Origin of the sequence: Desertihabitans aurantiacus, from assembly GCF_003344635.1 — a bacterium.
GTDB lineage: Bacteria > Actinomycetota > Actinomycetes > Propionibacteriales > Propionibacteriaceae > Desertihabitans > Desertihabitans aurantiacus.
Window position 1 is genome coordinate 1 of record NZ_QPKK01000001.1, and the last position, 22,002, is coordinate 22,002.

Here is a 22,002-nt window from a genome sequence, read left to right on the forward strand (position 1 = left end):
GTGTGCGTCGCGGGTGGTCAGCTCTTGCGGTCGGCGATCGGGTTCCAGCCCTCGGCCTGCCCGCCGATGCCGAAGCCGGTCTCGTCCTGGAAGCGACCCAGGTCGGTCACGATCGGTGCGTCGTACGTCATGTCCTCCACCTCCTTCCGTGGTCTCGGAGCTCGTTGACCGGCGGTGCCGGTCAGGTCTGGGTGGCCTCCGCCGGGGTCGGCACGGCGGGGCCGGTCGGGGTGGTCGCGGTGATGGTGAAGAACTTGGCGAAGTCGGCGCTGCTCATCGGCTCGTCGACGATGCGACCCTCGGCCTCCAGCCAGGCGTGCGCGGTGAACGGCGGTGCCGACAGGACGCCCACGCACCACTCGGGCCAGAGCCCGCGGCTGCGGCAGAGCAGGGCGGTGGCGAGGGACCGCACCAGGCAGGCCGACCCGCCGCGGCAGAAGGCGCTCACGCTGAGCACGGTGTCGCGCAGCTCGCGGACCTCGGCGTAGCTGGCCGGTCGGGCGCCGGTGCTGACGCCGCGGAGCAGCCGGCGCAGGGTGTGCGGGGGCAGCTTGGCCAGGGCCAGGGCGCTGCCGACGGCCGCGCGGGTCCGCAGCTGGTCGATCAGGCCGGCCCGTCGGGGCTGGGAGGGCAGCACGTCGCTCACAGCAGCCCCACCTTCCGCAGCTGGGAGGAGGTCGCCTCGACGTCGCGGCGGGCGGTGGCCTCGTCGATCTCGTAGGTCTCGACCAGCTCGCGCACCGCGGCCTCCTGACCGCGGCCGTCGGTGAGGCACCGGCAGACCACCAGCGCGCTGTCGTTGAGGTGCCAGTAGCGGCCGTTGACCTCGTCCAGCGCCACGTGTCCGTACTCGGTGGTGGCGAAGCTCAGGGTCCGGCGGTGACGGGTGCGTCCGAACATGGGAGTCCTTCCCGAGGGTGGTGGGGCGGGTGGGGTGGCGTCAGGCCGCGAGGGCCCGGCGCGTGGACAGGTTGCGCAGGAAGAGCGCGGCGTTGACGGCCTGGTGGACGTGGCCGGGCGGGGTCTCGCGGGCCTGCGGTGCGGTGGTGCCGAGCAGCAGGTCGCGGTCGACCAGCTCGGAGTCGAGCAGACCGGCGTCCTCCACCAGGGCCATCAGGGCGGCGTGGTGGCGTTGGTAGCCGCGCACCGACTGCGGTCCGCCGCCGACCTTGGTGGTCCGGTCGAGGTAGTCGTCGGGCAGCACCCCGCGCATCGCCTGCTTGATCAGCGGCTTCCACTCCAGCGGGGTGTCCCGCTCCACGCGGCGCACCGAGAGCACCGGGGTGACCACCCGGTCGTCCAGCAGCGGCGCCTCGTAGGCGACGCCCACCGCCTGGCCGATCTGCCCGGTGCCGCGCACCAGCCGGGCGGCGTCGCGGATGAAGAACAGGTCGCTGTGGCCGGCGGTGGTGGGGTCGAGCGGTTCGACCTGGTCCAGGGCGTCCAGGGCCCGCCGGCGGACCAGCTCACGCGCCGCGGGGGTGAGCCACGGCGGCAGCGTGACCGGGGCGGACCAGTCGTTGAGCTGCGGGGCGCCGGAGGTCGCCGCGCCGTCGAGGGCGGCCTGCACGGTGTCGGCGTACCAGCGCCGGTAGGAGCGTCGGTCGGCCAGCTGGCGCAGGGTCTGCAACCGGCCGATCCGCTGCGGGACGTGCTCGGAGCGGGCGCGCTGCCAGGCCCGCAGCGGGTTCGTCCTCGCCAGCGTGTGCTCCCAGGCGCCGATGCCGCGGAAGACGTGGTCGCCGCCCAGACCGTTGAGGTGGGTGCCGATGCCGCGCTCGCGGTCGTCGAGCAGCATGGCGTGGATGCGGGGGCCGGCGGTGGCGGCCTGGGTGGGCTCGTCGAAGGGCACGGCGAGCTCGTCGACGCCCTCGTAGAAGTCCTGCAGCTCCTCGGTCGCGCCGACCAGGTGGGTGTGCACGCCCGGCATGAAGCGCAGCGCCAGCTGGGCCCAGTGCAGGTCCTCCCGGCCGCCGGGGTCGGTGTTGAACAGGGTGCGGGCCAGCACGCCGGTGGGGCCCTGCGCGGCGTAGTAGCACAGCGGGGTGGAGTCGAGCCCGCCGGAGAGGTCGCAGGCCAGCTGCTCACCGGGGCGGCCGCGGCTGGCGACGGCCTCGCGGACGGCGTCCCGGAGCAGCTCGGCACCCTCGGCCCGACCGAGCACCGGCTCGGGCACGGACCACCAGCGGCCCTGCCGGACGCCGGTGCCCGCGGCGTCGACGACGAGGTAGCACTCACCGCGCAGCTCCTCGACCTCGTGCCACAGCGTCGTGCCGTTCAGCGGGTGCGGCAGCGCCCCGACCAGCCGCAGCGCGAGCAGCTCCGGTGCGACCTCGAACCCGCCGAGGACGGCGAGCACGTCGGCCCGGTCGGCGAGCACCTCCACACCGGAGACCCGGGTGCGGTGCAGGCGGCGGGTCTCCATCGCCGGCCCGTTCGCGTACAGCTCGCCGTCGACCGAGGCCAGCGCGAGGTAGCTGCCGGCGAAGCGGTCGGCCAGCGTGGTGGCCTCGACCGCCCGGCCGATCCCCGCGGCGACCCGCTCGAGGTCGGTCGCGGTGGCGCTGGTGGGGCCGACCAGGGCGGTGCGGGTCGAGCCGGCCGCGGCGGTCAGCACCGGGTCGACGCCCTGGCGGACCATCAGCCAGGGACGTCCGGAGGCGTGCGGGACGACCACGTCGGCCGCGTCCCGCAGGCGGTCTGCCACGGGTGCTGCGGCGGTGGTGTCGGGGAGGGCCACCAGGAAGCCGGTCTCGAACATGTGCACCAGCCTGCTCGGCCCGCGGGCCCTGCGCGTCCTCTCCGATGACGACTTCGGGTCCTACCCCGGTAGGACTTCCCGGGTGGACGTCCGTCGTGGTTGTGCGAAGAGGTCACCGGAGCAGGCGGCGACGGTATCCCTCGGCGACCGCCGCAGCGCGATCACGAACGCCGAGCTTGTCGTAGATGTGGAGCAGATGGGTCTTGATGCTCGCTTCACCGATGAACAACGCGGCCGCGGCCTCCCGGTTCGAGCTGCCGTTCGCGACCAGCTGCAGCACCTCCTTCTCGCGGTCGGTCAGCGTGCTGGCCCCGGACTTCCGGACCTGGCCCATGAGGTGCTGCGTCACCGATGGCGCGAGCACCGACTCACCTCGCGCGGCTGCCCGGACAGCTCGCATCAGCTCGTCGGGCAGCGCATCCTTCAGGAGGTATCCGGTCGCACCCGCCTCGATCGCCGGCAGCACGTCGCTCTCGCTGTCGAAGGTGGTCAGGATCAGCACCCGGGCGCTCGGGACCCGCTCGCGCAGCGCCGCGGTCGCGGCGACGCCGTCCATGCCCGGCATCCGCAGATCCATCAGCACGACATCTGCCGCCAGCGTCGCCGCGCGCTCGATGCCCTCGGCGCCGTCACCGGCCTCACCGACCACGACGATGTCCTCGGCGTCGGCGAACGTGTCGCGGAGGCCGCCCCTGACGACCGGGTGGTCGTCGACGATCACCAGTCGCACCATCAGGCGCTCTCCACCTCTGCTCTCGTGCCCACTGGGGCGATCGCCGGGACACGCGCGCTGACGGCGGTGCCGTCACCCGGTGTGCTCTGCACCTCGACGTGCCCGCCGACGCTCCTGATGCGCTGGCGCATGCTCGTCAGGCCGAAGCCGGTGCCACAGCCGTCCACGAACCCGCGGCCATCATCGCGCACGTCCAGCAGGACCTCGGGGCCCGTGTACGACAGGGTGACTCCGACGCGTGAGGCCTCCGCGTGCTTCGCCACGTTGGTCAGGGACTCCTGCGCGACCCGGAAGAGCGACACCTCGATCGCGGGGCTCAGCGGCACGCGGGTGCCGGTGATCTCCACCCGCGTGCTGACCCCCTCGTCCTGCGACCACCGCTCGGCCAGGGTGCGGAGCGCGTCGGGGAGCTGCGCCCGGCCCAGCTCCTGAGGAGCGAGCGCCTGCACCGATCGTCTGGCCTCGGTCAGGCTGCTGCGCGCGAGCCGCAGCGCGCGTGAGACGTGCTCGTCCCCCTCGCCCCGCACGGCGCCGGAACGCTCCGCGGCCTGGAGCTGGGTGATGATGCCGGCGAGACCCTGGGCCAGCGTGTCGTGGATCTCGCCCGCCAGTCGCTGCCGCTCGTCCTGGGCCCCGGACTCCCGGGCTTGGGCGACCAGCTGCGCGTGGAGGCCGGCGTTCTCGTGCAGCGCCGCCTCCAGCCGCTCGACGAGCTCCTCCCGCTTGCGCTCCTCCGGTTCGCTCCGCGCCGTCAGCACGATGCCCACCCCGATCGCCGCTGTCTGCACGGCGACGACCAGGAGGAGCTCCGCGATCGTCTCCGCACTCGCCTCGTCCCACACGCGCATGACCGAGCCGTTGAGAGCCACGGAGGTCACCAGCACGCCGAGCACCCCGACCGGCCACGGCCTGAGCAGGTACGCCTGGAAGAAGCCGGCGACGGTGAAGACGAGGAACACCTCGGAGAACGTCATGAGGGTGACGCACAGTGCTAGCAGCCCGACGAAGTAGACGCTCGCCGACGCCGGCCGGAGCGTCCGCCTCCGGATCGGTAGCGTCTGCCCGACCAGCACCCACACCGCCGAGAGCACGACCAGCCCGAGCACGGAAGCGCCGTCGGGCCAGAAGCGTCCGCCCGAGGCCGGGAGCACCCGCCAGAAGTAGGTCACCGTCGAGATCACCAGCAGCGGCCACGGGGCGACCAGCTGCAGCAGGTCCCAGACCCGCAGCTGCTCCTTCCGCCAGGCCAGCCGGGAGCGGTGGGCGACCGCCGCCTCCTCCGGGGCGGCCGATCCGAGCGCACCGGAGCCCGGCCGCTGATCGGCCCCGACGTCCCACGTCATCGACACCTACTCCCACCGGTAGACCTTGGCGGCGACCGCGCTCGTGATCACTGCGAGAGCCGCCATTATGGCGATCTGCAGCCAGAACGGCTGCCCCCCGGCGGTGGCGGTGATCTCGCCCGCCTCGACGGACCACGCTGCGGTGAGAGCCTGCAGGCCGGGAGGGACGAACTCGCCGACCTCGCGCAGCACGTCGGGCATGACGACACGGGGCAGGAAGGCCCCGCCGAGGAACATCAGCGCGACGAACAGCAGTGTGCCGGTCTGGTTCGCCGCACTGCTCGTGCGGACCACCGCCGCGGCGACCAGACCGATCCCCAGTAGTGCCGCATAGCCGACGACGAAGGCGACGAGGAACTCCAGGGGACGCTCCGGTGGGGCGATGTCCAGCACCGCCCACGCGATGACGATGGTGAGTGCCGCCGAGACGACCACGGACGCGAACGCGACGATCATCTGCGCGAGCAGGACGCTCCGCGGAGGCACGGGCGTCGTCGACAGCCTGCGGAGGATGCCGCGCTCGCGATAGGTCGCGATGACCGACGGGACGTGCTGCACGGCGATCATCACCATCCCGAACACCAGTGCGGTCGGCGCCCAGATGTCGATGGAGCGGAGCCCGCCGTTCTCCGGCGACGCCTCCCTGAGCGTCGGGATGGCGCCCAGCCCGAGCAGGAGTCCCGACGGGAACAGCACACCGAAGGCGACGGTGGCGGAGTCCCGGAGGAAGAGCTTCGTCTCCACCGCGACCAGCTTCGGCAGAGCACGCATCAGCCGACCTCCCTCTGGAAGGACGCCGGGGCCTGCGGTGCGCGACCCGTGAAGGTCATGAACGCGTCGTCGAGGTTGCGCTGGTCGACCCGGAGATCCTCTGCCACGACCTCCGCCCGGGCCAGAGCCCCTGCGACGCTGCTCAGCAGCTCCCCGGTGCCGGTGACCAGCCAGCGGCCGTCCCTGATCTCGACACCGGTGACATCAGGGAGATCGGTCAGAACGCTCTCGTCCAGCGGCTGGCGGACACGGAACCGGACCTGCTGCAGCGCACTCGACCGCGCGATCAGCCCTGCCGGCGTGTCCACGGCGGCGACCCGTCCGCCGTCGATGACGGCGATCCGGTCGCTGAGGCGCTCCGCCTCGTCCATGAAGTGCGTGACGAGGAGGATCGTCACGCCCCTGTCGCGGATCCGCTCGATGAGGCTCCAGGTGTCGCGTCTGGCCTGCGGGTCCAGTCCGGTCGTCAGCTCGTCGAGGATCGCGATCCGCGGGTTCCCGACCAGGGCGAGCGCGATCGAGAGCCGCTGCTTCTGCCCACCGGAGAGCGCCTTGTACTGGGTGCTGCGCTTCTGGGTGAGGTCCAGGAGCTCCATCAGCTCGCGCCAGTCGGCGGGGTCCCGGTAGAAGGAGCTGTAGAGCTCGAGCGCCTCGGCGACCTTGATCGCGTCGGGGAAGCTGCTCTCCTGCAGCTGGACTCCGAGTCGCTCGCGCACCTCCGCCCGGTCCTTGACCGGGTCGAGTCCCAGGACGGAGATCGAGCCCGAGTCGGGTCTCCGCAGCCCGGCGATGCTCTCGACGGTCGTCGTCTTGCCGGCGCCGTTGGGCCCGATGATGCCGAAGATCTCCCCTTCGTCGACGGTGAAGGAGACGTCGTCGACAGCGACGTGCTGCCCGTAGCGCTTGTGCAGGTTCCGTACTTCCAACGCGGTCACAGTGCGACGTTATGGACCGACTGCGGTGCGCCACATCGACCAGGGCGTCGGATCTGGGGTTGATCCCGCCTCCCCCGTTCGGTGGATGTTTGGCACGCAGCGGGCGGACGAGGCGACCGCCCGGCGATCGTCCGCGCGAGAGGTACGGGCCCGCCTCCTGGATGCTCGTCGCCGGCATCGACCCGCATCGAAGTGCTCGAGCTGCTCGAGAACCATCGTCATCAGAGACCGTCCGAGTTACGTGACGCGGGCGGAGGAAGCCCTCGCCGCGTCCTCGGTGACCAGACGCTCGCCGTCGCCTCGAGCACCGCGCTCAGGAAGGAGCAGCCCTGTTGTCGTGACTCGCTGGGTGTTGTCTGGCAGCGTCACCTCGGTGACTCCCCGACGTCCAGGATCCCGCAACCATGCCTTGACGCGGGCGCCAGCCGCTGCGCGGGCGGTCATCGAGGCCGTCGCTGAGCGCTGGCTGGGGTGCGAGCACCTGGCATGGGCCTACAGCCAGGGGTCGGTGGTGTCCGGATTCCGTGACGACTCAGACATCGATCTCGTCGCGGTGTGGGACGAGATGCCGAGTACGAGCACCTTGCCGCTCAGGAGCACCGTCTCGCCGACTGAGCCCTGGGACGATTCGACGCTAGACAGTAGGGAACGACCAGAAGACGCGGACCCGGTGAGGAAGCACGACGGTGTCTTCGGCGCCCAAGCCGAGGTCAACCAGCAGTGTCTGTAGCTCGCTTTCGGCTGCTGTGCGTTCGAGCGCCTTGAGGCGGGAGATCGCGGAGGAAGAGCGCAGCCGGTGGAGCAGGCCTTCGGCGGTGGTGTGCCAGGGGTTGGCGAAGTCGGCCGACTGCAGCGGCGCCCAGCCCGGGACGACGGCGAAGTCATGCCTCCACTGGCCGGTTCTCGAGCTGGGGCTCCCTCCTGGGCGGCGGGAGTCTGCGATGGCGGCGTATTGGTGGACCCAGTCGACGGACTCGTCGTACTCGTTCCAGATCAGTCCCAGACCACGCCCTGGCTTCAGCAAGCGACGGACTTCCGCGAGGGTGGGCCCAGGGTCGAACCAGTGCCAAGCCGTCGCGGCGACCACTCCATCAGCGCATCCAGTAGGGAGCCCGGTGTCGTCGGCGGTGCCGGCGAAGCTCTCGACTAGGGCGGAGGTGTCGATCTGCGATCGCATGCTTTCGGCGGGTTCGACCGCGGCTACCTGCACCGACCGCTGCTCCAGAAGTGTGGTGAAGCTGCCGGTGCCGGCGCCAAGCTCCACCACCTTGTCTCCGGCGGCGACGCCCAGAGCCTCCAGCAGATGATCAACCGCTGCAGCGGGGTAGGAGGGGCGTCCGGCGTGACACGAGGGCGCGGACGACTCGAAGGGCTGTTCGTCGGTGAAAACCACCCGATGAGTCTGACACCATCAGCGGATGCTGCCTGCCGATGGCCATGTCCACAGCGAGTGGTCCTGGGACACAGGTGGCCCCGATTCCGATGCGCGGGGACGGATGCTGGGGGGTCTGCGAGCGCGCGACCCGGATCGGCTTGCCTACAGTGATCTTCACCGAGCAGCTTCTAACGACACCAGTTGAGCTGTCTCATCCGGCCGGTTGCGCACATTCACGCCGAGACCGGCATCGCGTCCCGCTGAGGGATCCGTCAACGGGCGTTTCCAGTGGCGGGTGGGCCTCACTCCGAGACTTTGGTGAGGCAGAATCGGGTTTGTGAGCGCCGACCTGAATCCAGCCGAGAGGCTTTTGCTGCTGGTCGATGAGCTCCGAGGCGCAGGGACCGCGGCGCGACGGTTCGCCGGTGACGCGCACGAGCGTGAGCGCGCAGAGCACCTGCTCGACATAGCCGCACGGCTGGCCGCGCTGACCGAGATCGCCGACGCAGACGCCTTGGTGGCCGGCTTCGTCGACGAGGCATGGATGCGGATGTCTCCGATGGTTGGGATCTCCGCGCTCGTGCGTGATGACGACGGCCGGGTACTGCTGTGTCGGCGCAGCGATGATGCGAGCTGGTGCCTGCCGGGCGGGCTGCTCGAGGTCGGAGAGTCACCGACGAGAGGTGCCTTGCGCGAGCTTTGGGAGGAGGCGGGTTTGACCGGGGAGGTCACCCGACTGCTCGGCGTGTTCGACGGCCCGACCTGGGGGACACGCAGCTCGGTTCACCAGGTGATCATGACCTTCGAGGTCAACGCATCCCGCGGCGAGGTTCCCGTGCCAGGCGTGGAGATGAGCGCTGCTGAGTACTTTGCGGTGGAGGCGTTACCCGAGCCGATGCACCGCGGGCACGACCGGCGGATCTCTGTGCTGGTCGAGCTCGCTCGGACCGGTGGCACCCACCACGACCCGGCGTCCACGATCGGGCAGGACGCGTCGACGCTGCCGATGTTCCAACGTCCGCTCTAGAGGACGTTCTTGTTGCCGCCGGCGTGCTGGTCCGTCAGCAACTGCAACATCTGGCAGGCCGCCCAAGATTGGTGACGTATCGGCGTGCGGGCCAGTGACGTTCGTTTTCGAGCAGGCGTCAGACGGGCACGGGCGATCGCCGAAACGTCGTACGGAAAGCCTGCTCAGTGGGTGTGGTGCTCGGAACGGTCGGTCTGAAGAAGTTCGGGCAGGGGGCACCCGACACTCGCGGCGACGTTGGGCCTTTCAGGGCCAGACTGGGAGTCATGGGATCAAGGGTTGAACCAGGACCGTGCGGTTGTGAGTGCGCTGGGTGCGATCAAGGCTTCCACTGCATGAAGGCCGCCACCGACTGTGGCTGGAAGCGGGTGCGGACAGGGAAGGAGACACCGCCGCGGAAGCGGCGGTAGATCGACCTTCCTGGCGCCACCCCAGCGCCGGTGCAGAAACGATCGTTTTCGAGCAGCTCGGGGCTCGACGACACGCCGGCTAGAAGGTGCTGCTCGATAGTCCTGTGATCCAGGCCACTCCGCGTGTCGAAGGGACTCCGGGCAGGTGATCTCGAAACAGGAGGGCGGGCCGCCAGGTTGTCCCAGGCCGCGGCCTCGACCCCGTCTGTTCCGGTCGACGTTCCCGAGCGTCGGCGGAGTGGTCACGCCTCTTGGATGTCGTCGAAGAGGTCGTGCAGGGCCGAACAAGCCCGGTCGAACTCGGCCGCTGTCTTGTTGCCCGCCCACCACGCCAGGTTGTTGAGGGTGACCGCCACTGCGCACTTGGCGAAGACCTGCGGGCCTTCGGCCTCAAGGGCCGCGGATCGCAGCTGTCTCGCACCGGTGTTGGCGGGATCGGGGTAGACGAAGCTCTGCCGGTATAGGTCGGCGAGGTCGCGGACCCGGGTGCCTCGGCCGATGGTCTGGCAGTCGATGAAGGTCACCGGCCGGTCGGCGGAGCCCAGCAGGATGTTGGAGCTGCTGTAGTCGCCGTGGACGACGTCGAGGCGCGGAAGCGGCGCAGCGCCCACCTTGGCCGCAATCCGTTGGCCGTGTCGGACGAGCGCTGCCCCGGCTCTGGTGAAGGCGCTCACTTGCCTCGTCCAGGGGTGGCCACCGCTCAACACGTCCTCGAGCTGGGCAGAGTCGTCCCTGGCGCTCGCTAGACCGGCGCCCGCTTGAGCAGCGTTGGCTGAGGTGACTGCCTGCGCCGCGTGGGTGTCGATGACCGACATCGAGACGTCGTCGACGTACTCCTGCAGGACGAACGACCCACCTCCAGCCAGCGGTCCAACCGCCAGCCATCGAGCGGCAGGCCAGCCGCGCTCGAGGGCATAGGTGACGGCCGGAAAGGCCTGCAGCAGTTGGTCAGCCCTCCAGCCGGCTGGCTCCCACTTCAGCACCGCACACTGATCGCCCCAGGTGACGAGATGTGCGCCGGTCTGTTCCCCGCCGGAGAGCACTCGCCGCCACCGGTACTCGCGCCCGAGCTGCTCGTTGACCTCGGCCAAAACCACAGCGCACGCACGAAACACTCCCGTAGGACCGTCAGAAGAGCTCACAGCGGTGCGCGAGACGGTCGGAGAACCTCGCGTACGTCGCATAGATGACCGGCTCGCCGGACGGGTGGCGCTCCTTCGGGGCAGCGAAGTCACCGAGGTGGGTGAAGCCGCAGGCCCGCGCAACTGCCACGGACCCGGTATTTTCCACCTCTGCCCGGATGACGGCACGCCGCCCGATCCCGGCTGCCTCCAGGAGCGCGCAGACAAGGTGGACCGCAGCGGTGGCGACGCCACGACGTCGCGCCCACGGGTGTATCGCGTAGGCGATGTTGACGGAATCGGGGTCGGGAAGGTCTTCTGCGTCGGGATCGAAGTCGATGTAACCAGCAAGTTCGTCCTCGAGCAGCACGGCGAATCCTCGCTTACCGACTCCTCGACGAGCGTTCTCCTCGAGGGCGGCGAAGGCGCGCTGAGTTGACTCGGTGGTGCTTGGTGCGCCACTCAGCCAGCGGATGGTCTCTTCGTCTTCGCCTGCGTTGTGTGGGGCCACGTCGGCTTGGGAGATGGGTCGGAGCCGAACACCCGGGAGGCGCTGATGCGGGTGCCGGGCTTGGTCGCCGTTCACACGAGGACTCTCTTCGAGTGGCCAGTCACGGTCAAGGAGATTGAGGGATGCGCCCGACAGTCCGCCGCTCACCGGAGCGCGCCTCGGGCGGTCCAGTAACGATCGTTTCTGCACCAACCCGACCGCAGAACCAGCGTGTGACGTGGACCACACACGGAGTACGGTTCTGAGTAGGCGCCCCACCTAATCCCCAGAGAGGTGGGGCGCCACGCGCGCACCACTTAAGCAACGGCCCGAGCGGTACGCCGAGTCGCGCGGGTGAGCGCGAGTCGAGGTAAGGGGCCGGTCCAGGTCGGTAGGGCGACCCTGGGGTGGGGCCGCCCCTTCGGCTGGGTCAGGCGATGACCCACGTTCCCGCGTCGCGGTAGCCGGGGACCTGCTGGAAGGTGTCCGAGGTCCTCAGTGCGTGTCAGCGGCGGGATCGACGAGGTACCTCGCCGGCAGCCCCACTAGAGGGGCTGCAGGCCGCCTGCGACGCCGGACACCGCTGAGTACTGGCGGCAACGAGTTCGGTGCAGCCGCTAGCCCGGCCCGATCAGTGGTAGGGCGTCCTCGCCTAGAGCACTGCCAGGTAGTGCAATCTCCACGCCCCGAACGGTGCTGCCGATGGTGAAGTCGTTCTCGTCGATGGTCATGAACATGTCGACGCCCGCGAACACCGCCGAGGCTAGGTGGGTGGCGTCAGCTGTCTTGAGGTGCAGTTCGCGCCGTAGGTCCCGCGCCAGAACAGCGACCTGACGCGTCACCTGGACCATCGTGATGACACTCGGGTTATCAAGAACCCTGAAGATCGCGTTCTCCTTGGCCGGGTCGACTGGGTCGTCGTAGCCCCCACCCAGGACCTCAGGGAACAGCAGCGTAGAGCCGAACAGCTTGACCTTCTGGGAGTCTGCTTCGTGGAAGAGCGTAGCTATGCCCGGGGCATGCTCAGGGCGGTCTCCGGTGATCCGCGCGATCAGCAACCCCGAGTCGATGGCGACCTTCTTGGGCTCAGCCTTCGCCACGGACCAGCCTCAGGTACTCGCGGGCACCGAGGCCACCGGTCATCTCGGGGTAGAAGCCGTGAGGCAGCGCCTCAGACAGGTTCACTCGCTCTCGGTCGAGGACGCGCAGCGAGTCGAGGTTCACGCGCAGCACCTGCCCGGAGACGTTTTCGTGAAGGACGCCAGTGACCTCGACGTGGGAATGTGCCCAGGCGTTGCGCATCTCCTCGACGTGCTGCTCCCCGAACCGGACGTCGATCCGGCGGCCGGTGAGGTCAGACCACAAAGCGGCTGTGCGCTGCTTGCCTTTGGCGGTGACCCGGCCTAACACCCCGACGACGGACCCGTAGCTGGTGATTCGGAGATCGGTAGCGGACTTGAGGTGTCGACCAGCGCGTCGGGTTACGTGCGCCCGAACGTCGTCTGGCCCATGGACACTGAGGCGCAGACCGGTGTTGTCATCATCGCCAAGCCGGGATGCGACCCTCGCGGCCCGTTGCCCGACGCGCAGGTTCCAACCGCGCGGGAGCTGCTCGGTCTCTTCAGCCTCATTGAAGCCGCGCACGAGGCTGAGCGCGGCTCTGCTGGCAACGTCGGGCTCGCTGATCGATCGCAACGCCGCTGAGGTGCCCGAAACCGAGTGCACCCGCCAGTCGACCTTGCGGGCCTTCGCGTCGCGGAACTGCTCCAGGTCAGCGGTGATAGCCAGCAGGTGCAGAAGGTCGGTGCCGGTCTCGAAGGGGGTGAGGGCAGGCATCTGATCGAGCGGTGTCTCAAGCTCGTAGTCGATCTGCACGGCCTCCACAGCTACCTCCCCGTGCCCATCTTGCCGAACGACAACAGAGGGCAGCGCAGCGGCGTCCCCTACTTGAGCTGAGTGTCGCTCAGCCGGGGGGACTCCGCACCTGCTCGAGAACCAACGTGTGCCCTCGGCACGCAGAGCTGCTGTTCGAGAAGGGGGATGCGGCAGGCTTCGAACTCGACGTCCAGCATGTGCCCCGCGAGACCTTCGACGGCTGGCTGGAACAGCTGGATCGAGGACTGGGCTGGGCCGGCGAGCAGTGGCCGACGCCGATCCACGTTGCCGCCGGTCTCGCCCAAGGAGTGCTGCTCGTCGACCCGGCAGGGGAAGGCGAGGTCATCCAGCAACGATTGCGGGAGCCCGCTCCCCGACTCGTCCAGGTCGTGCTGGAGCAACTTGATGCACGTACGCCGAGCTTCCTCACCGAGCTGCAGAAGGCGCACGACGCTGGGAACCTGTGGCTTCACGACTCGCTGGCCGTCGAGCTGCACCGACTCGTCTACATCGCGTGGTTCCTGGCCGAGGGGCACCATCCGCCGTTCCTCAAGCACCTTCCGCAGTGGTTCGAGACGCTCGACCTGAACCCGGACATCCAACACCTCGAAGCCACCTACTGGGCCGTCGGCGACCGAGGCGCCCGCCGGGGAGCCCTTCGCGAGCTCGCGCTCGCGGTGCTGCAACTGGGCCCGCCCCCGGATGACACGCCACCGGCGTGACCGCGTCTGAAGTCTGCTCGGAACGACGCGTGGCCGTGGGGTGACACGGCCTTCCAGCAGCGGTGCCGACCCGGCGTGGCGTCGACCGCTCGAACTACTCGAGGAACCAGCCTGGCCGAAGGCAGGCAGGACGCCACGGCTGGACGCCTCGGCACCGGAGGTGGTGGAGCTGGCCTGCCCGGCTGCGTCCGAGCCATGGTGAGCCGGCTCTGAGTGCGCGGACCGTACCGACCAGTCAACGACCCCCGGCCCGGTGGCCCCAGGAGGCCCGTGGTGGCGCACCCTTCTTGAACAGGCCGTAGACGACGGCCAGGAACACCGGGACCGACACGAGGTTCGACAGGTCGTAGAACAGTGCGTGGTACTCACTGACCCCGACGAGGCCTGGCGTGGTGACCACGGTCCCGCTCGCGCTGATCAGGACGAAGTTGGCGATGTTGTTGGCGAAGTGGGCGCCGATGGCCAGCTCGGTGGTGCCGTCGACCAACGACACGACCGCCCAGATCAAGCCCATGCCGAAGAAGTAGTTGAGGAAGATCGAGAGCCAGCCCCCCGCTGCCTCGGGGTTGCCGACGTGGGGCAGGGTGAAGACCACCGCCGACACCAGGGCGAGGAAGATGCGGTTGGTCCACACGAGGCTGGCGGTCTGGACGAGGTACCCGCGGAAGAAGAGCTCCTCCGTGGTGGTCTGGATGGCGGTCAGGACCAGGGCGACGGGCACGAAGAGCGCGAAGGTCGCCACGTCGGTGTTGAGGGTGAAGGTGTCGGGATAGACGAGGTACTGCACGAGTCCGATCACCAGCAGGAAGGGCAGCAACCAGGCTACGAACCCGTGAACGATGCGACGCCAGCTGATCCTGGCAGCTGCGGTGACGAGCGTCCGAGGGTGTCGTCGGTGGATCAGCCCGACCGCGATGAGGACCGCGCCGAGGGTGACCGGCCACCCCGCCATCAGCACGAGGAAGCCGCCCACGGGTCCCAGGGCAGCGAAGTCGACTCGGCCGAAGGCAGCCACGCCCTCCTCCCCGCCGAGCGCGAACGCGACCAGCGCGCTGGCCACGTTGGCGACCACCATCCATGCGAAGAGGACGAGGGCCAGACCGAGGAGGTAGTGCCACCAGCGGTGTCGGCCCCGGCGAGCCGCCTCCACGTAGCTCTCGTGCTCCCTGCTGCGGGAGTCCGCCGCCGTCTCGGTGGCCTCGCTCGCTGCACTCATCGATCCTGCTCCCGCCGTGTCCTCACCCGTCCCCACCCGGCGGATCCGGACGGTCGGCCGCTCTCTCACGAGGCGGCGTAGATCAGGACACACCGTGTCCCAGGGCCACGGTCAACGGCACTGCGCCAGTTGCAGCAGGCCGAGGTCACGACGGTGCCAGCCGGCGCGGTTGTGGGGGTCCGACCTAGACCCAACTGGTAATACCGGTTAGAGTCGGCTCATGTTGACTCGGAAGCAACAAGCCATGCCAGACGACATCGCTACGGAGCTCGAGCGTGCTGGTGTGCGCCAGCACTACGACAGGCGCCCCGCCTACCAGCGCAACGACTACCTGGCGTGGGTCGGGCGGGCCAAGACGGCGGACACCCGCCGCCGGCGCATCGGCCAGATGCTCGAGGAGCTCGCTCGCGGAGGCGTCTACATGAACATGTCGCACCCACCCTCGCGCAGGCACCAGGAGTGAACGAGCCCGCAGACACCAAGGTCTGGCTCGTCCCAGCCGATGGCCGCCGGTGGCGCTTCGATCCGGGCTCGGTGAGTCTGGCCTTCGGCTACACCGGTGACTTCGGTCATGGGGTCGAGGAGTGGGAGAGCTTGCGAGGGGCCAGCGACCTCGATGCCTGGCTCAGCGAGCGCTTCGGCCCGATGTCGGCAGCCTCTGACTCCGAGGTGCTCTGCTCCGCCAAGCAGCTCCGAGCCGCGATGACATCTGCCGCCCGAGCTGCGGCGGTCGGTCGTCCGCTCGATGCGGGCGACGTCGACACCATCAACGACTGGGCCAGCCGGCCGGCCCTCCACCCGCATCTGCCGGGTGGGACGACGGCACCGACGCCACCGACGCCAGCACAGCTCCTCGCAACCATCGCCCACGACGGCGTGCGATCTCTGAGCGGCGCGAGGGGCACGATCCGCGAGTGCACCGCCGAGGACTGCCGGCTGATCTTCCTCGACACCTCCAGACCGCAGAACCGCCGCTGGTGCTCGATGGGTCGCTGCGGCGGCCGGGCCAAGGCCCGCACGCACTACGCCCGACACACTCACTGACTCCCCGCACTCCGCCACAACCCGGCGTTCGCGCAGGGGGTCATCGCTTCGGCCAGTTCCACTCTCCACGTCGCGGGGGCAGAACGGCTCCGACGGCCAGGGACAGCCAGTCGGTGGTGCCGTGGCTCCGCTGCGGACTACCCTCACGGAAGGTCAGAGGAGCCGTTCGTACTGCAGGTAGACGTAGACGTCCCCCCGCCTGACCCCCACCCCGGTGCAGACGCGTCGCAGATCCAGCCAGCCCCTGGCGTGGCAGCTCTCGCCCGGCTCTCCGTCGATCCCTGCGGGCAGTCCCAGCGCGGCGCCCACACCCGCTGCGAGCTCCTCCTCCGACCCGGCCGCAGGCCCCCTCACCGTCAGCTCGCGCCAGCAGCCGCCCGAGGCGCAATGGACCTCGTCGGCGACGACCGTGACTCCCGCAGGCAGGGGTGCGAGCTCGGCTGCGGGCGGCACCGCCATCTCGTCGACCTGCAACCACAGCACCGGGGCGGCGACGGCCGCAGCCAGCCCGACCGCGCAGGCCGACACCACGGCGATGGTCGTGCGGCGCATCCTGGAACGAGCCCGAGCACGGGCGGTCGATCGGTCCACGTGCTGCCTCCCTTCTTCCCGCGGGGGTTGAGACGGCCTGGACGGAGCACCATCGAGGGTCATAGTCCTCCTCCGAGGTTCGCGCAGCCGTCGGGACGAGCCACCACCGGGCGCGTCCACCAAGGACCACGCGCGACCATCACGTGGCCCACGGAGCCACCTCCTGGTCGACGCGGGGGGCGATCAGCCGCAGGAGCGGCAGCACCACGAGCAGGAAGAGCGTGACGAGCACGGAGCTCACCCACACCGGGCCCAGGTAGCCCGAGCCCGCACCGAGGGCCGCTGCAGCGAGGGCGGGGCCGCCGGCCGCACCGAGGTTGAGCGCCGCGGTCGCGTACGAGCCGGCCATCGTGGGCGCGCCGGGGGCCTCGTACAGCACCCGGGTGACGAGGGTGCTCCCCACCGCGAAGGACAGCGCCCCCTGCACGAGCACAAGGGCCAGGAGCGCCACCGGCTGGTCGGCCAGGACCGCCAGTCCGATCCAGCCGAGCAGCAGCAGTGGCCCGCCGACCACGACGACGGTGCCGGGACGCTGGTCGGACAGCCGTCCCGCGACGGTGACGCCGACGAAGGAGCCGGCACCGAACAGCACGAGCACCAGCGGGATCCACAGCTCGCCCAGGCCGGCGACCTCAGTGATGACCGGCGCCAGGAACGTGAACGTCGCGAAGGTGGCGGCGTTCACCAGGGCAGCCAGCACCATGACCACGACCAGCCGGGGCTTGGTCAGCTCGGCGACCTCACCCCGCAGCGCCGGGCCGACCGGACGGTCCTGGCTGGCCGCCGGCCTGGCCGGGATGCTCCTGACGACGCCAATCGCCGCCGGTAGGCACAGCAGAGCGACCGCCCAGAACGTGGCCCGCCAGTCGAGCAGGGCGCCCAGCACCGCGCCGCCGGGCACGCCCGCGACGGTGGCGAGGGTCGTCCCCGAGAGCAGCACCGCCAGCGCACGCCCCTTCTGGTTGGCCGGCACGAGGGTGGTGGCCGTCGTCAGGGCGATGGCGAGGAAGCCGGCGTTGGCCAGAGCAGCGACCACCCGGGTGGCGAACAGCACCCAGAAGGTCGTGGTCACCGCCCCGACGACGTGCGAGACGACGAAGACCGCGAGGAGACCCAGCAAGCTGGACCGAGCAGGCCAGCGACGCGCGACCACCGCCATCGACGGCGCGCCGACGACCATGCCGACCGCGAAGGCCGACGTCAGCAGGCCCGCCACCGCGACCGGGACATCGAGGCTGGTCGCGATGTCGGGGACCAGGCCGGCGAGCATGAACTCCGAGGTACCCATGGCGAACACCGCCATGGCGAGCAGGTAGAGAGACAAGGGCATCGAGGCACCTCCAGGGCGAGAGCGAGAGAAGAAGGTCGTCTCGTCATCGCGGTCAGCGCCCGGCCGGGTGCGCGCACGCCCGATGCGGATGAGGTGCGCAGGAGGAGGGAAGAGCTCAGGGGTTCTGGGAGCTGACGGCGTGACCGCGAGCCCCCACCGTGGATGCCTCAGGACTCGACATGTCGGCGACACTACGCACGACCTGGCGGCCGGGCAATCAACTTCTGCGGAGGGCTCTGGCGGCACCGCGAGGACGGCCGGCGACGACGAGATGACGCTCTGGAACTTCCTCAGAGCACCAGCAGGAGCAGCGCCATGGCGATGACGGCGAGGATCGCCACGCCGACGGCGTTCCGGCTGCTGGAGTGCAGCCGTGCGACGGCCACGCCGCCGACGACCGGAAGAGCCGGTGCGGCGTTGTCCGAGGTCCTCGACCTCGAGCGTGAGGTCGTGCTCGACTGGGACGAGCCGCAGGACTGGTTCACCCAGGACTACTGCCTGATCTTCCGCCCACCTACCCCGAGCAGCTGACCGGGTCAGCGTTGTCGAGTGGCTCAACAACCATCGTCACTGAACCGAGCCAGAGCCCGCCGAGACCGATGAGTCCCCGCCCGGCTGCGTCCGGGACGGTGTCAGGTCGACCCAGCGCCACCATCGCACGCCTGCGTAAAGCCGGTGCACCGGAGCTGGCGTGTACCTAGCCTGGCGCGATGTACAGCTTGGACGTGCCGCCGTCACCGGCTGCGCCCACCCGGACCGCCGTCATCGTCCACATCGCCAGCGCTGACCCGATCGTGCACCAGCACCGCTCCCGGCTGGACCGCGCCGCGGCCTGCGGGGTCCCCGCCCACGTCACCGTCCTCTCCCCCTTCGTGCCCCCGCACCGCATCGACACATCGGTCATCTCGACCCTGGAAGCAGCGGTGGCCTCCGTCGCAGCCTTCGACTGCGACTTCGTCCGGGCGGACTGGTTCGACTCCGACGTGCTGTGGCTCGCTCCGAGTCCGGAAGCTCCGTTCCGCCAGCTCACCGAAGCGGTGTGGACCGCGTTCCCCGATCACCCGCCCTACAGCGGCGCCTTCACCTCGCCCCAGCCGCACCTGACCGTGGGTGAGGCACAGCTCGCAGACCTCACCGCGTTGAAGGCGGCAGAAGTAGCGGTGCAACGGGGACTACCGTTCCGCCACCATGTCGATCACGCACTGCTGATCGCCGGCAGTGACGAGCCCAGCTCCTGGCGAACCGTGCACCGCATTCCGCTCGACCGACCCTGACGTCGAGACCGTCGCCCCGTCCCAGGCTGATGAGCGGCATGCCACAGTGCTCCCGTGGGAGTGGAGCAGGACAGCTCGACCTGGGACGACGAGGCCGTCGGCTACGACGAGCCCGCAGATCATGGGCTGCACGCCGCTGGAGTCCGTGGAGCGTGGCGGGACCTGCTGCTCGCGCAGCTACCGGACCCGCCCGCGGCGGTCGCCGATCTGGGCTGCGGTACCGCCAGCCTGTCGGTGCTCCTCGCCGCAGAAGGGTTCGCCGTGCACGGCGTGGACTTCTCCGCCGCGATGCTGGAGCGGGCGAGAGCCAAGGCGGACGGAGCCGGCGTCGAGATCGCGTTGACGCACGGGGACGTCGCTGTGCCGCCACTCGGCGACGGGCTCTTCGACGTGGTGCTCTGCCGACATGTCCTGTGGGCCGTGCCTGATCCGGCGGCCGCCCTCGGGCGCTGGCTGGAGCTGCTCCGACCGGACGGCCGGCTCGTCCTCATCGAGGGCATGTGGGGCACCGGGGTCGGGCTGGCCTCCTCGCGGACCGAGCAGCTCGTCCGCGAGGTCGGACGTGAACCGGTGCGCCACGACCTGACGGACCCGGCGCTGTGGGGCCGGACCATCACCGACCACCGCTACCTCGTGACGGCATGACGGGGACGGGGTCGGCGGGGTAGGCATCCGGCCGTTCTCGACCCGACCCCGATCCGCGCACTCCGGGCGTCCGCGCCTCCCAATCTGTGCTGCAGGTGCGCTCTGCTCTGGTGGTCCGAGGGGATCTGCTGGGGGCGAGACCGACGCCGGACCGGCGGGCCGGTCCGAGGCTGCCCGGTTCAACGGGGCCGGAGCCGGTACCGGTACAGGCGCGTGCCCCGGAAGCGCCAGGAGCTGACGGCATCCCGGACGGTCATGATCAACCGGGGACTGGACCAGGACTGCGACGGCTTGGTCAGCATCCAGCCGGCACCGACACTCACGGTGGCATGGGCCACCTGGCCGTGCTCGGTCCACATGAAGACGGTCCCCGGGTCGTCGTCACGTGCGGTGCCGCTGATCGGCTCGGCGTGCTGTTCGACCCAGGTCTGGAACTGCTGCGGATCCACCTGGACGTCGTCGGTGTCGAGCCCGGACGCCGCCATGACGGTTCCGAAGCAGTTCGGTCCGGATCCGTGCGCGAAGGTGCCAGCCAGCGCTCGGGCTTGGGGAGAAGAGGTTCCGCGCGCTCCCACACACCGGTGGGGAGGACGTCGTGCCGACTGGGACGCACCGCCCCGGAGGCGACCCAGCGGAGCATCACCTCGTCGCCGGCGGCAGCCAGCTCCGAGGGCCACACCGGCATCGTCTTCGGGCGTACCGTCCTGCGCCGGATGGCCAGGAGGGCCCGCCGGTGGCTGGGTCGGAGGGCCCAGAACTCGGCTCCGCTGAGCCAGGTCCACGTCCCGTCGTACATGAAGAACGTGTCCTGCCACTCCGCGGTCGGCTGCACGCGACGGTCGGGAACGGCGGCTGCCACGTCCGGTCGCATCAGGTCGGTGCGGAAGGGCTGCACGGGCGGGGCGAACCAGCCTCGCCAGCGCTCGAGCACGTCAGCGGCAACGGTTATCCCCAGGACCTGGGCTGGTTGCTCCATCCGAGCTCCTCGTCTGCCGGAGCCGAGTTGGTTCGCTGCAGAGATGATCGCGCACTCCGATCGCGCGCGGCGAGATCGTCGATGAGGGCGCGTCCGCGTACGGCCCCGCGCATCCTCTGCGAGGCTCCATGCCATGTCTTTGCTGGAGCAGGACTTCTTCGACGCTGTCGCCAGGCGCCGGCTGGTACGGCCCTCGGTCCGAGCGATCATCTTCTCCGCCGACCAGCAGCGCCTCCTCGTCCAGCGGCCGAGCGACTCCCCGGGGGCCAGCTACGCGTTCATCGGCGGCGAGTACGAGATCGGCGACACCTTCGAGGGGCGGTTGCGAGCCGAGATCGAGGAGGAGACGAACGCACGCCTGGTGAGCTGGGAGTACCTGTTCGTGGTCGAGAACCGGTTCATGGCGGGCGACGAACGAATCCACGGGCTGGAGCACTACCTCCGCGCGACGATCGACCGCGAGGACGTCACCTCCCGGGAACCGCACCTGGTGCAGGAGTGGCTGCCTGCTGCTGAGGTGACATCGGCCCCGCTGCGACCCGCGGTGGTGCGCGACCTGCTCGGCAGCGACCTGACGGGCGTCCGCCACCTCGTCGCTGACGGCTGGTCGTCGGACCCGCGATGAGCGATCACTACGACACGTTCGCCGACAGCTACGAAGCGGAGAACGCCGCCAGCCTCATGAACGCCTTCTACGAGCGACCAGCCATGATCGCGCTGGCCGGCGACGTCCGTGGCCGGCGGATCCTCGACGCCGGATGCGGCTCGGGCCCGCTCTCGGCCGCACTGCGCGGCCGGGGCGCCATCATGACGGGCTTCGACGCCAGTCCGGCGATGATCGAGCTCGCCCGCCGGAGGCTCGGTGCGGACGTCCCGCTGCAGGTCGCCGACCTCGGCGAACCTCTACCGTTCCCCGACGACGCCTTCGACGACGTCGTCGCCTCGCTCGTGCTGCACTACCTGCAGGACTGGAGCGGCCCCCTCGCAGAGCTGAGACGCGTGCTGCGTCCCGGCGGCCGACTGATTCTCTCGGTCAACCATCCCACCGTCCGCCTGTTCACCCATCCCGACGAGGACTACTTCGCCATCCGGCAGTACTCCGAGGACTTCGTGATGGCGGGGAAGGAAGTGGTCCTCACCTTCTGGCACCGTCCTCTGCACGCGATGACCGACGCGTTCACCGCGGCGGGCTTCCGCATCTGCGTCCTCTCCGAACCCCCGCCGGCACCCGACACCCCGCGCGTCCTCCTCCCGCCCCGCATCGCCGCCGGCGAACGCACCGCCTTCCTGGGCTTCATCTTCTTCAGCCTGGAAGCGGCCTGAACCACAACTGCCCGCACCGGACCCCCGGGGAGGTGCGACT

The 22,002-nt window shown here is 70.0% G+C and carries 24 protein-coding genes; 8 read left to right on the top strand and 16 right to left on the bottom strand.

Annotated features, from left to right (window positions below; genetic code table 11):
* Positions 1-181: 181 nt before the first annotated feature.
* From DVA66_RS00005 to DVA66_RS00040, 8 genes are all read right to left on the bottom strand, one after another.
* Positions 182-646, bottom strand: coding sequence for a lasso peptide biosynthesis B2 protein (locus tag DVA66_RS00005; protein WP_198671342.1), 465 nt, complete (start codon positions 644-646; stop codon positions 182-184).
* Positions 643-900: a lasso peptide biosynthesis PqqD family chaperone gene (locus tag DVA66_RS00010; RefSeq protein ID WP_114558163.1), complete on the bottom strand. Its 258-nt coding sequence runs from the start codon at positions 898-900 to the stop codon at positions 643-645. Before DVA66_RS00010 ends, DVA66_RS00005 begins: the two co-directional genes overlap by 4 nt.
* Before the next feature lie 40 nt (positions 901-940).
* Positions 941-2,761, bottom strand: coding sequence for an asparagine synthase-related protein (locus DVA66_RS00015; protein WP_114558164.1), 1,821 nt, complete (start codon positions 2,759-2,761; stop codon positions 941-943).
* A 112-nt stretch (positions 2,762-2,873) separates the two neighbouring features.
* On the bottom strand, positions 2,874-3,494 hold the full coding sequence (locus tag DVA66_RS00020; protein WP_114558165.1) for a response regulator: 621 nt from the start codon (positions 3,492-3,494) through the stop codon (positions 2,874-2,876).
* The gene (locus tag DVA66_RS00025) at positions 3,494-4,837 is read right to left on the bottom strand and encodes a sensor histidine kinase (protein WP_114558230.1); all 1,344 of its coding nucleotides are present in this window, start codon (positions 4,835-4,837) and stop codon (positions 3,494-3,496) included. The genes DVA66_RS00020 and DVA66_RS00025 overlap by 1 nt, the downstream gene beginning before the upstream one ends.
* 6 nt (positions 4,838-4,843) lie before the next feature.
* Positions 4,844-5,608: an ABC transporter permease gene (locus tag DVA66_RS00030; protein ID WP_198671343.1), complete on the bottom strand. Its 765-nt coding sequence runs from the start codon at positions 5,606-5,608 to the stop codon at positions 4,844-4,846.
* Positions 5,608-6,543 carry an ABC transporter ATP-binding protein gene (locus tag DVA66_RS00035; RefSeq protein ID WP_114558166.1) on the bottom strand — a complete coding sequence of 312 codons (936 nt, stop codon included), beginning with the start codon at positions 6,541-6,543 and terminating at the stop codon, positions 5,608-5,610. Before DVA66_RS00035 ends, DVA66_RS00030 begins: the two co-directional genes overlap by 1 nt.
* A 634-nt stretch (positions 6,544-7,177) precedes the next feature.
* The gene (locus tag DVA66_RS00040; RefSeq protein WP_114558167.1) at positions 7,178-7,936 is read right to left on the bottom strand and encodes a class I SAM-dependent methyltransferase; all 759 of its coding nucleotides are present in this window, start codon (positions 7,934-7,936) and stop codon (positions 7,178-7,180) included.
* A gap of 319 nt (positions 7,937-8,255) precedes the next feature.
* On the opposite strand from DVA66_RS00040, the gene DVA66_RS00045 reads away from it, so the two are divergent.
* Positions 8,256-8,945, top strand: a complete 690-nt coding sequence (locus tag DVA66_RS00045) for an NUDIX domain-containing protein (RefSeq protein WP_114558168.1) — start codon at positions 8,256-8,258, stop codon at positions 8,943-8,945.
* Between the two features lie 652 nt (positions 8,946-9,597).
* On the opposite strand, the gene DVA66_RS00050 is transcribed toward DVA66_RS00045, so the two are convergent.
* The 4 genes from DVA66_RS00050 to DVA66_RS00065 all read right to left on the bottom strand — a co-directional run bounded on the left by DVA66_RS00050 (position 9,598) and on the right by DVA66_RS00065 (position 12,841).
* Entirely contained in the window at positions 9,598-10,446 is an 849-nt protein-coding gene (locus DVA66_RS00050; protein ID WP_157973727.1) for an aminoglycoside phosphotransferase family protein, read from the bottom strand.
* A gap of 37 nt (positions 10,447-10,483) precedes the next feature.
* On the bottom strand, positions 10,484-11,245 hold the full coding sequence (locus DVA66_RS00055; protein ID WP_114558170.1) for a GNAT family N-acetyltransferase: 762 nt from the start codon (positions 11,243-11,245) through the stop codon (positions 10,484-10,486).
* Positions 11,246-11,583: 338 nt separating this feature from the next.
* Entirely contained in the window at positions 11,584-12,066 is a 483-nt protein-coding gene (locus DVA66_RS00060; protein ID WP_114558171.1) for a type II toxin-antitoxin system VapC family toxin, read from the bottom strand.
* Positions 12,053-12,841, bottom strand: coding sequence for a hypothetical protein (locus DVA66_RS00065; RefSeq protein ID WP_157973729.1), 789 nt, complete (start codon positions 12,839-12,841; stop codon positions 12,053-12,055). Before DVA66_RS00065 ends, DVA66_RS00060 begins: the two co-directional genes overlap by 14 nt.
* Positions 12,842-12,966: 125 nt before the next feature.
* Between DVA66_RS00065 and DVA66_RS00070 the strand changes: the two genes are divergently transcribed.
* Positions 12,967-13,563, top strand: coding sequence for a hypothetical protein (locus DVA66_RS00070; RefSeq protein ID WP_114558173.1), 597 nt, complete (start codon positions 12,967-12,969; stop codon positions 13,561-13,563).
* Positions 13,564-13,798: 235 nt separating this feature from the next.
* Here the strand turns inward: DVA66_RS00070 and DVA66_RS00075 are convergent, their stop codons facing one another.
* Positions 13,799-14,779 carry a CPBP family intramembrane glutamic endopeptidase gene (locus DVA66_RS00075; protein WP_114558174.1) on the bottom strand — a complete coding sequence of 327 codons (981 nt, stop codon included), beginning with the start codon at positions 14,777-14,779 and terminating at the stop codon, positions 13,799-13,801.
* A 244-nt stretch (positions 14,780-15,023) separates the two neighbouring features.
* On the opposite strand from DVA66_RS00075, the gene DVA66_RS00080 reads away from it, so the two are divergent.
* Both DVA66_RS00080 and DVA66_RS00085 read left to right on the top strand, forming a co-directional pair.
* Positions 15,024-15,242: a YdeI/OmpD-associated family protein gene (locus DVA66_RS00080; protein ID WP_198671344.1), complete on the top strand. Its 219-nt coding sequence runs from the start codon at positions 15,024-15,026 to the stop codon at positions 15,240-15,242.
* Positions 15,239-15,823 (top strand): CGNR zinc finger domain-containing protein, encoded by a 585-nt coding sequence (locus tag DVA66_RS00085; protein WP_114558176.1) that lies wholly within the window; start codon positions 15,239-15,241, stop codon positions 15,821-15,823. Before DVA66_RS00080 ends, DVA66_RS00085 begins: the two co-directional genes overlap by 4 nt.
* Before the next feature lie 153 nt (positions 15,824-15,976).
* On the opposite strand, the gene DVA66_RS00090 is transcribed toward DVA66_RS00085, so the two are convergent.
* Complete coding sequence (locus DVA66_RS00090; protein ID WP_157973730.1) at positions 15,977-16,375, bottom strand: hypothetical protein; 399 nt, start codon at positions 16,373-16,375, stop codon at positions 15,977-15,979.
* A 178-nt stretch (positions 16,376-16,553) separates the two neighbouring features.
* On the bottom strand, positions 16,554-17,744 hold the full coding sequence (locus tag DVA66_RS00100) for a Cmx/CmrA family chloramphenicol efflux MFS transporter (protein WP_114558179.1): 1,191 nt from the start codon (positions 17,742-17,744) through the stop codon (positions 16,554-16,556).
* Between the two features lie 725 nt (positions 17,745-18,469).
* Between DVA66_RS00100 and DVA66_RS00105 the strand changes: the two genes are divergently transcribed.
* Positions 18,470-19,018, top strand: coding sequence for a 2'-5' RNA ligase family protein (locus DVA66_RS00105; protein WP_232821651.1), 549 nt, complete (start codon positions 18,470-18,472; stop codon positions 19,016-19,018).
* Positions 19,019-19,072: 54 nt separating this feature from the next.
* Positions 19,073-19,663 (top strand): class I SAM-dependent methyltransferase, encoded by a 591-nt coding sequence (locus DVA66_RS00110; RefSeq protein WP_198671345.1) that lies wholly within the window; start codon positions 19,073-19,075, stop codon positions 19,661-19,663.
* Between the two features lie 179 nt (positions 19,664-19,842).
* On the opposite strand, the gene DVA66_RS00115 is transcribed toward DVA66_RS00110, so the two are convergent.
* Positions 19,843-20,148 carry a hypothetical protein gene (locus DVA66_RS00115; RefSeq protein ID WP_114558182.1) on the bottom strand — a complete coding sequence of 102 codons (306 nt, stop codon included), beginning with the start codon at positions 20,146-20,148 and terminating at the stop codon, positions 19,843-19,845.
* Positions 20,149-20,772: 624 nt separating this feature from the next.
* On the opposite strand from DVA66_RS00115, the gene DVA66_RS00120 reads away from it, so the two are divergent.
* Together DVA66_RS00120 and DVA66_RS00125 are read left to right on the top strand one after the other, a co-directional pair.
* Positions 20,773-21,264 carry an NUDIX domain-containing protein gene (locus DVA66_RS00120; protein WP_114558183.1) on the top strand — a complete coding sequence of 164 codons (492 nt, stop codon included), beginning with the start codon at positions 20,773-20,775 and terminating at the stop codon, positions 21,262-21,264.
* Positions 21,261-21,962 carry a class I SAM-dependent methyltransferase gene (locus tag DVA66_RS00125; protein ID WP_114558184.1) on the top strand — a complete coding sequence of 234 codons (702 nt, stop codon included), beginning with the start codon at positions 21,261-21,263 and terminating at the stop codon, positions 21,960-21,962. Before DVA66_RS00120 ends, DVA66_RS00125 begins: the two co-directional genes overlap by 4 nt.
* Positions 21,963-22,002 lie beyond the last annotated feature (40 nt).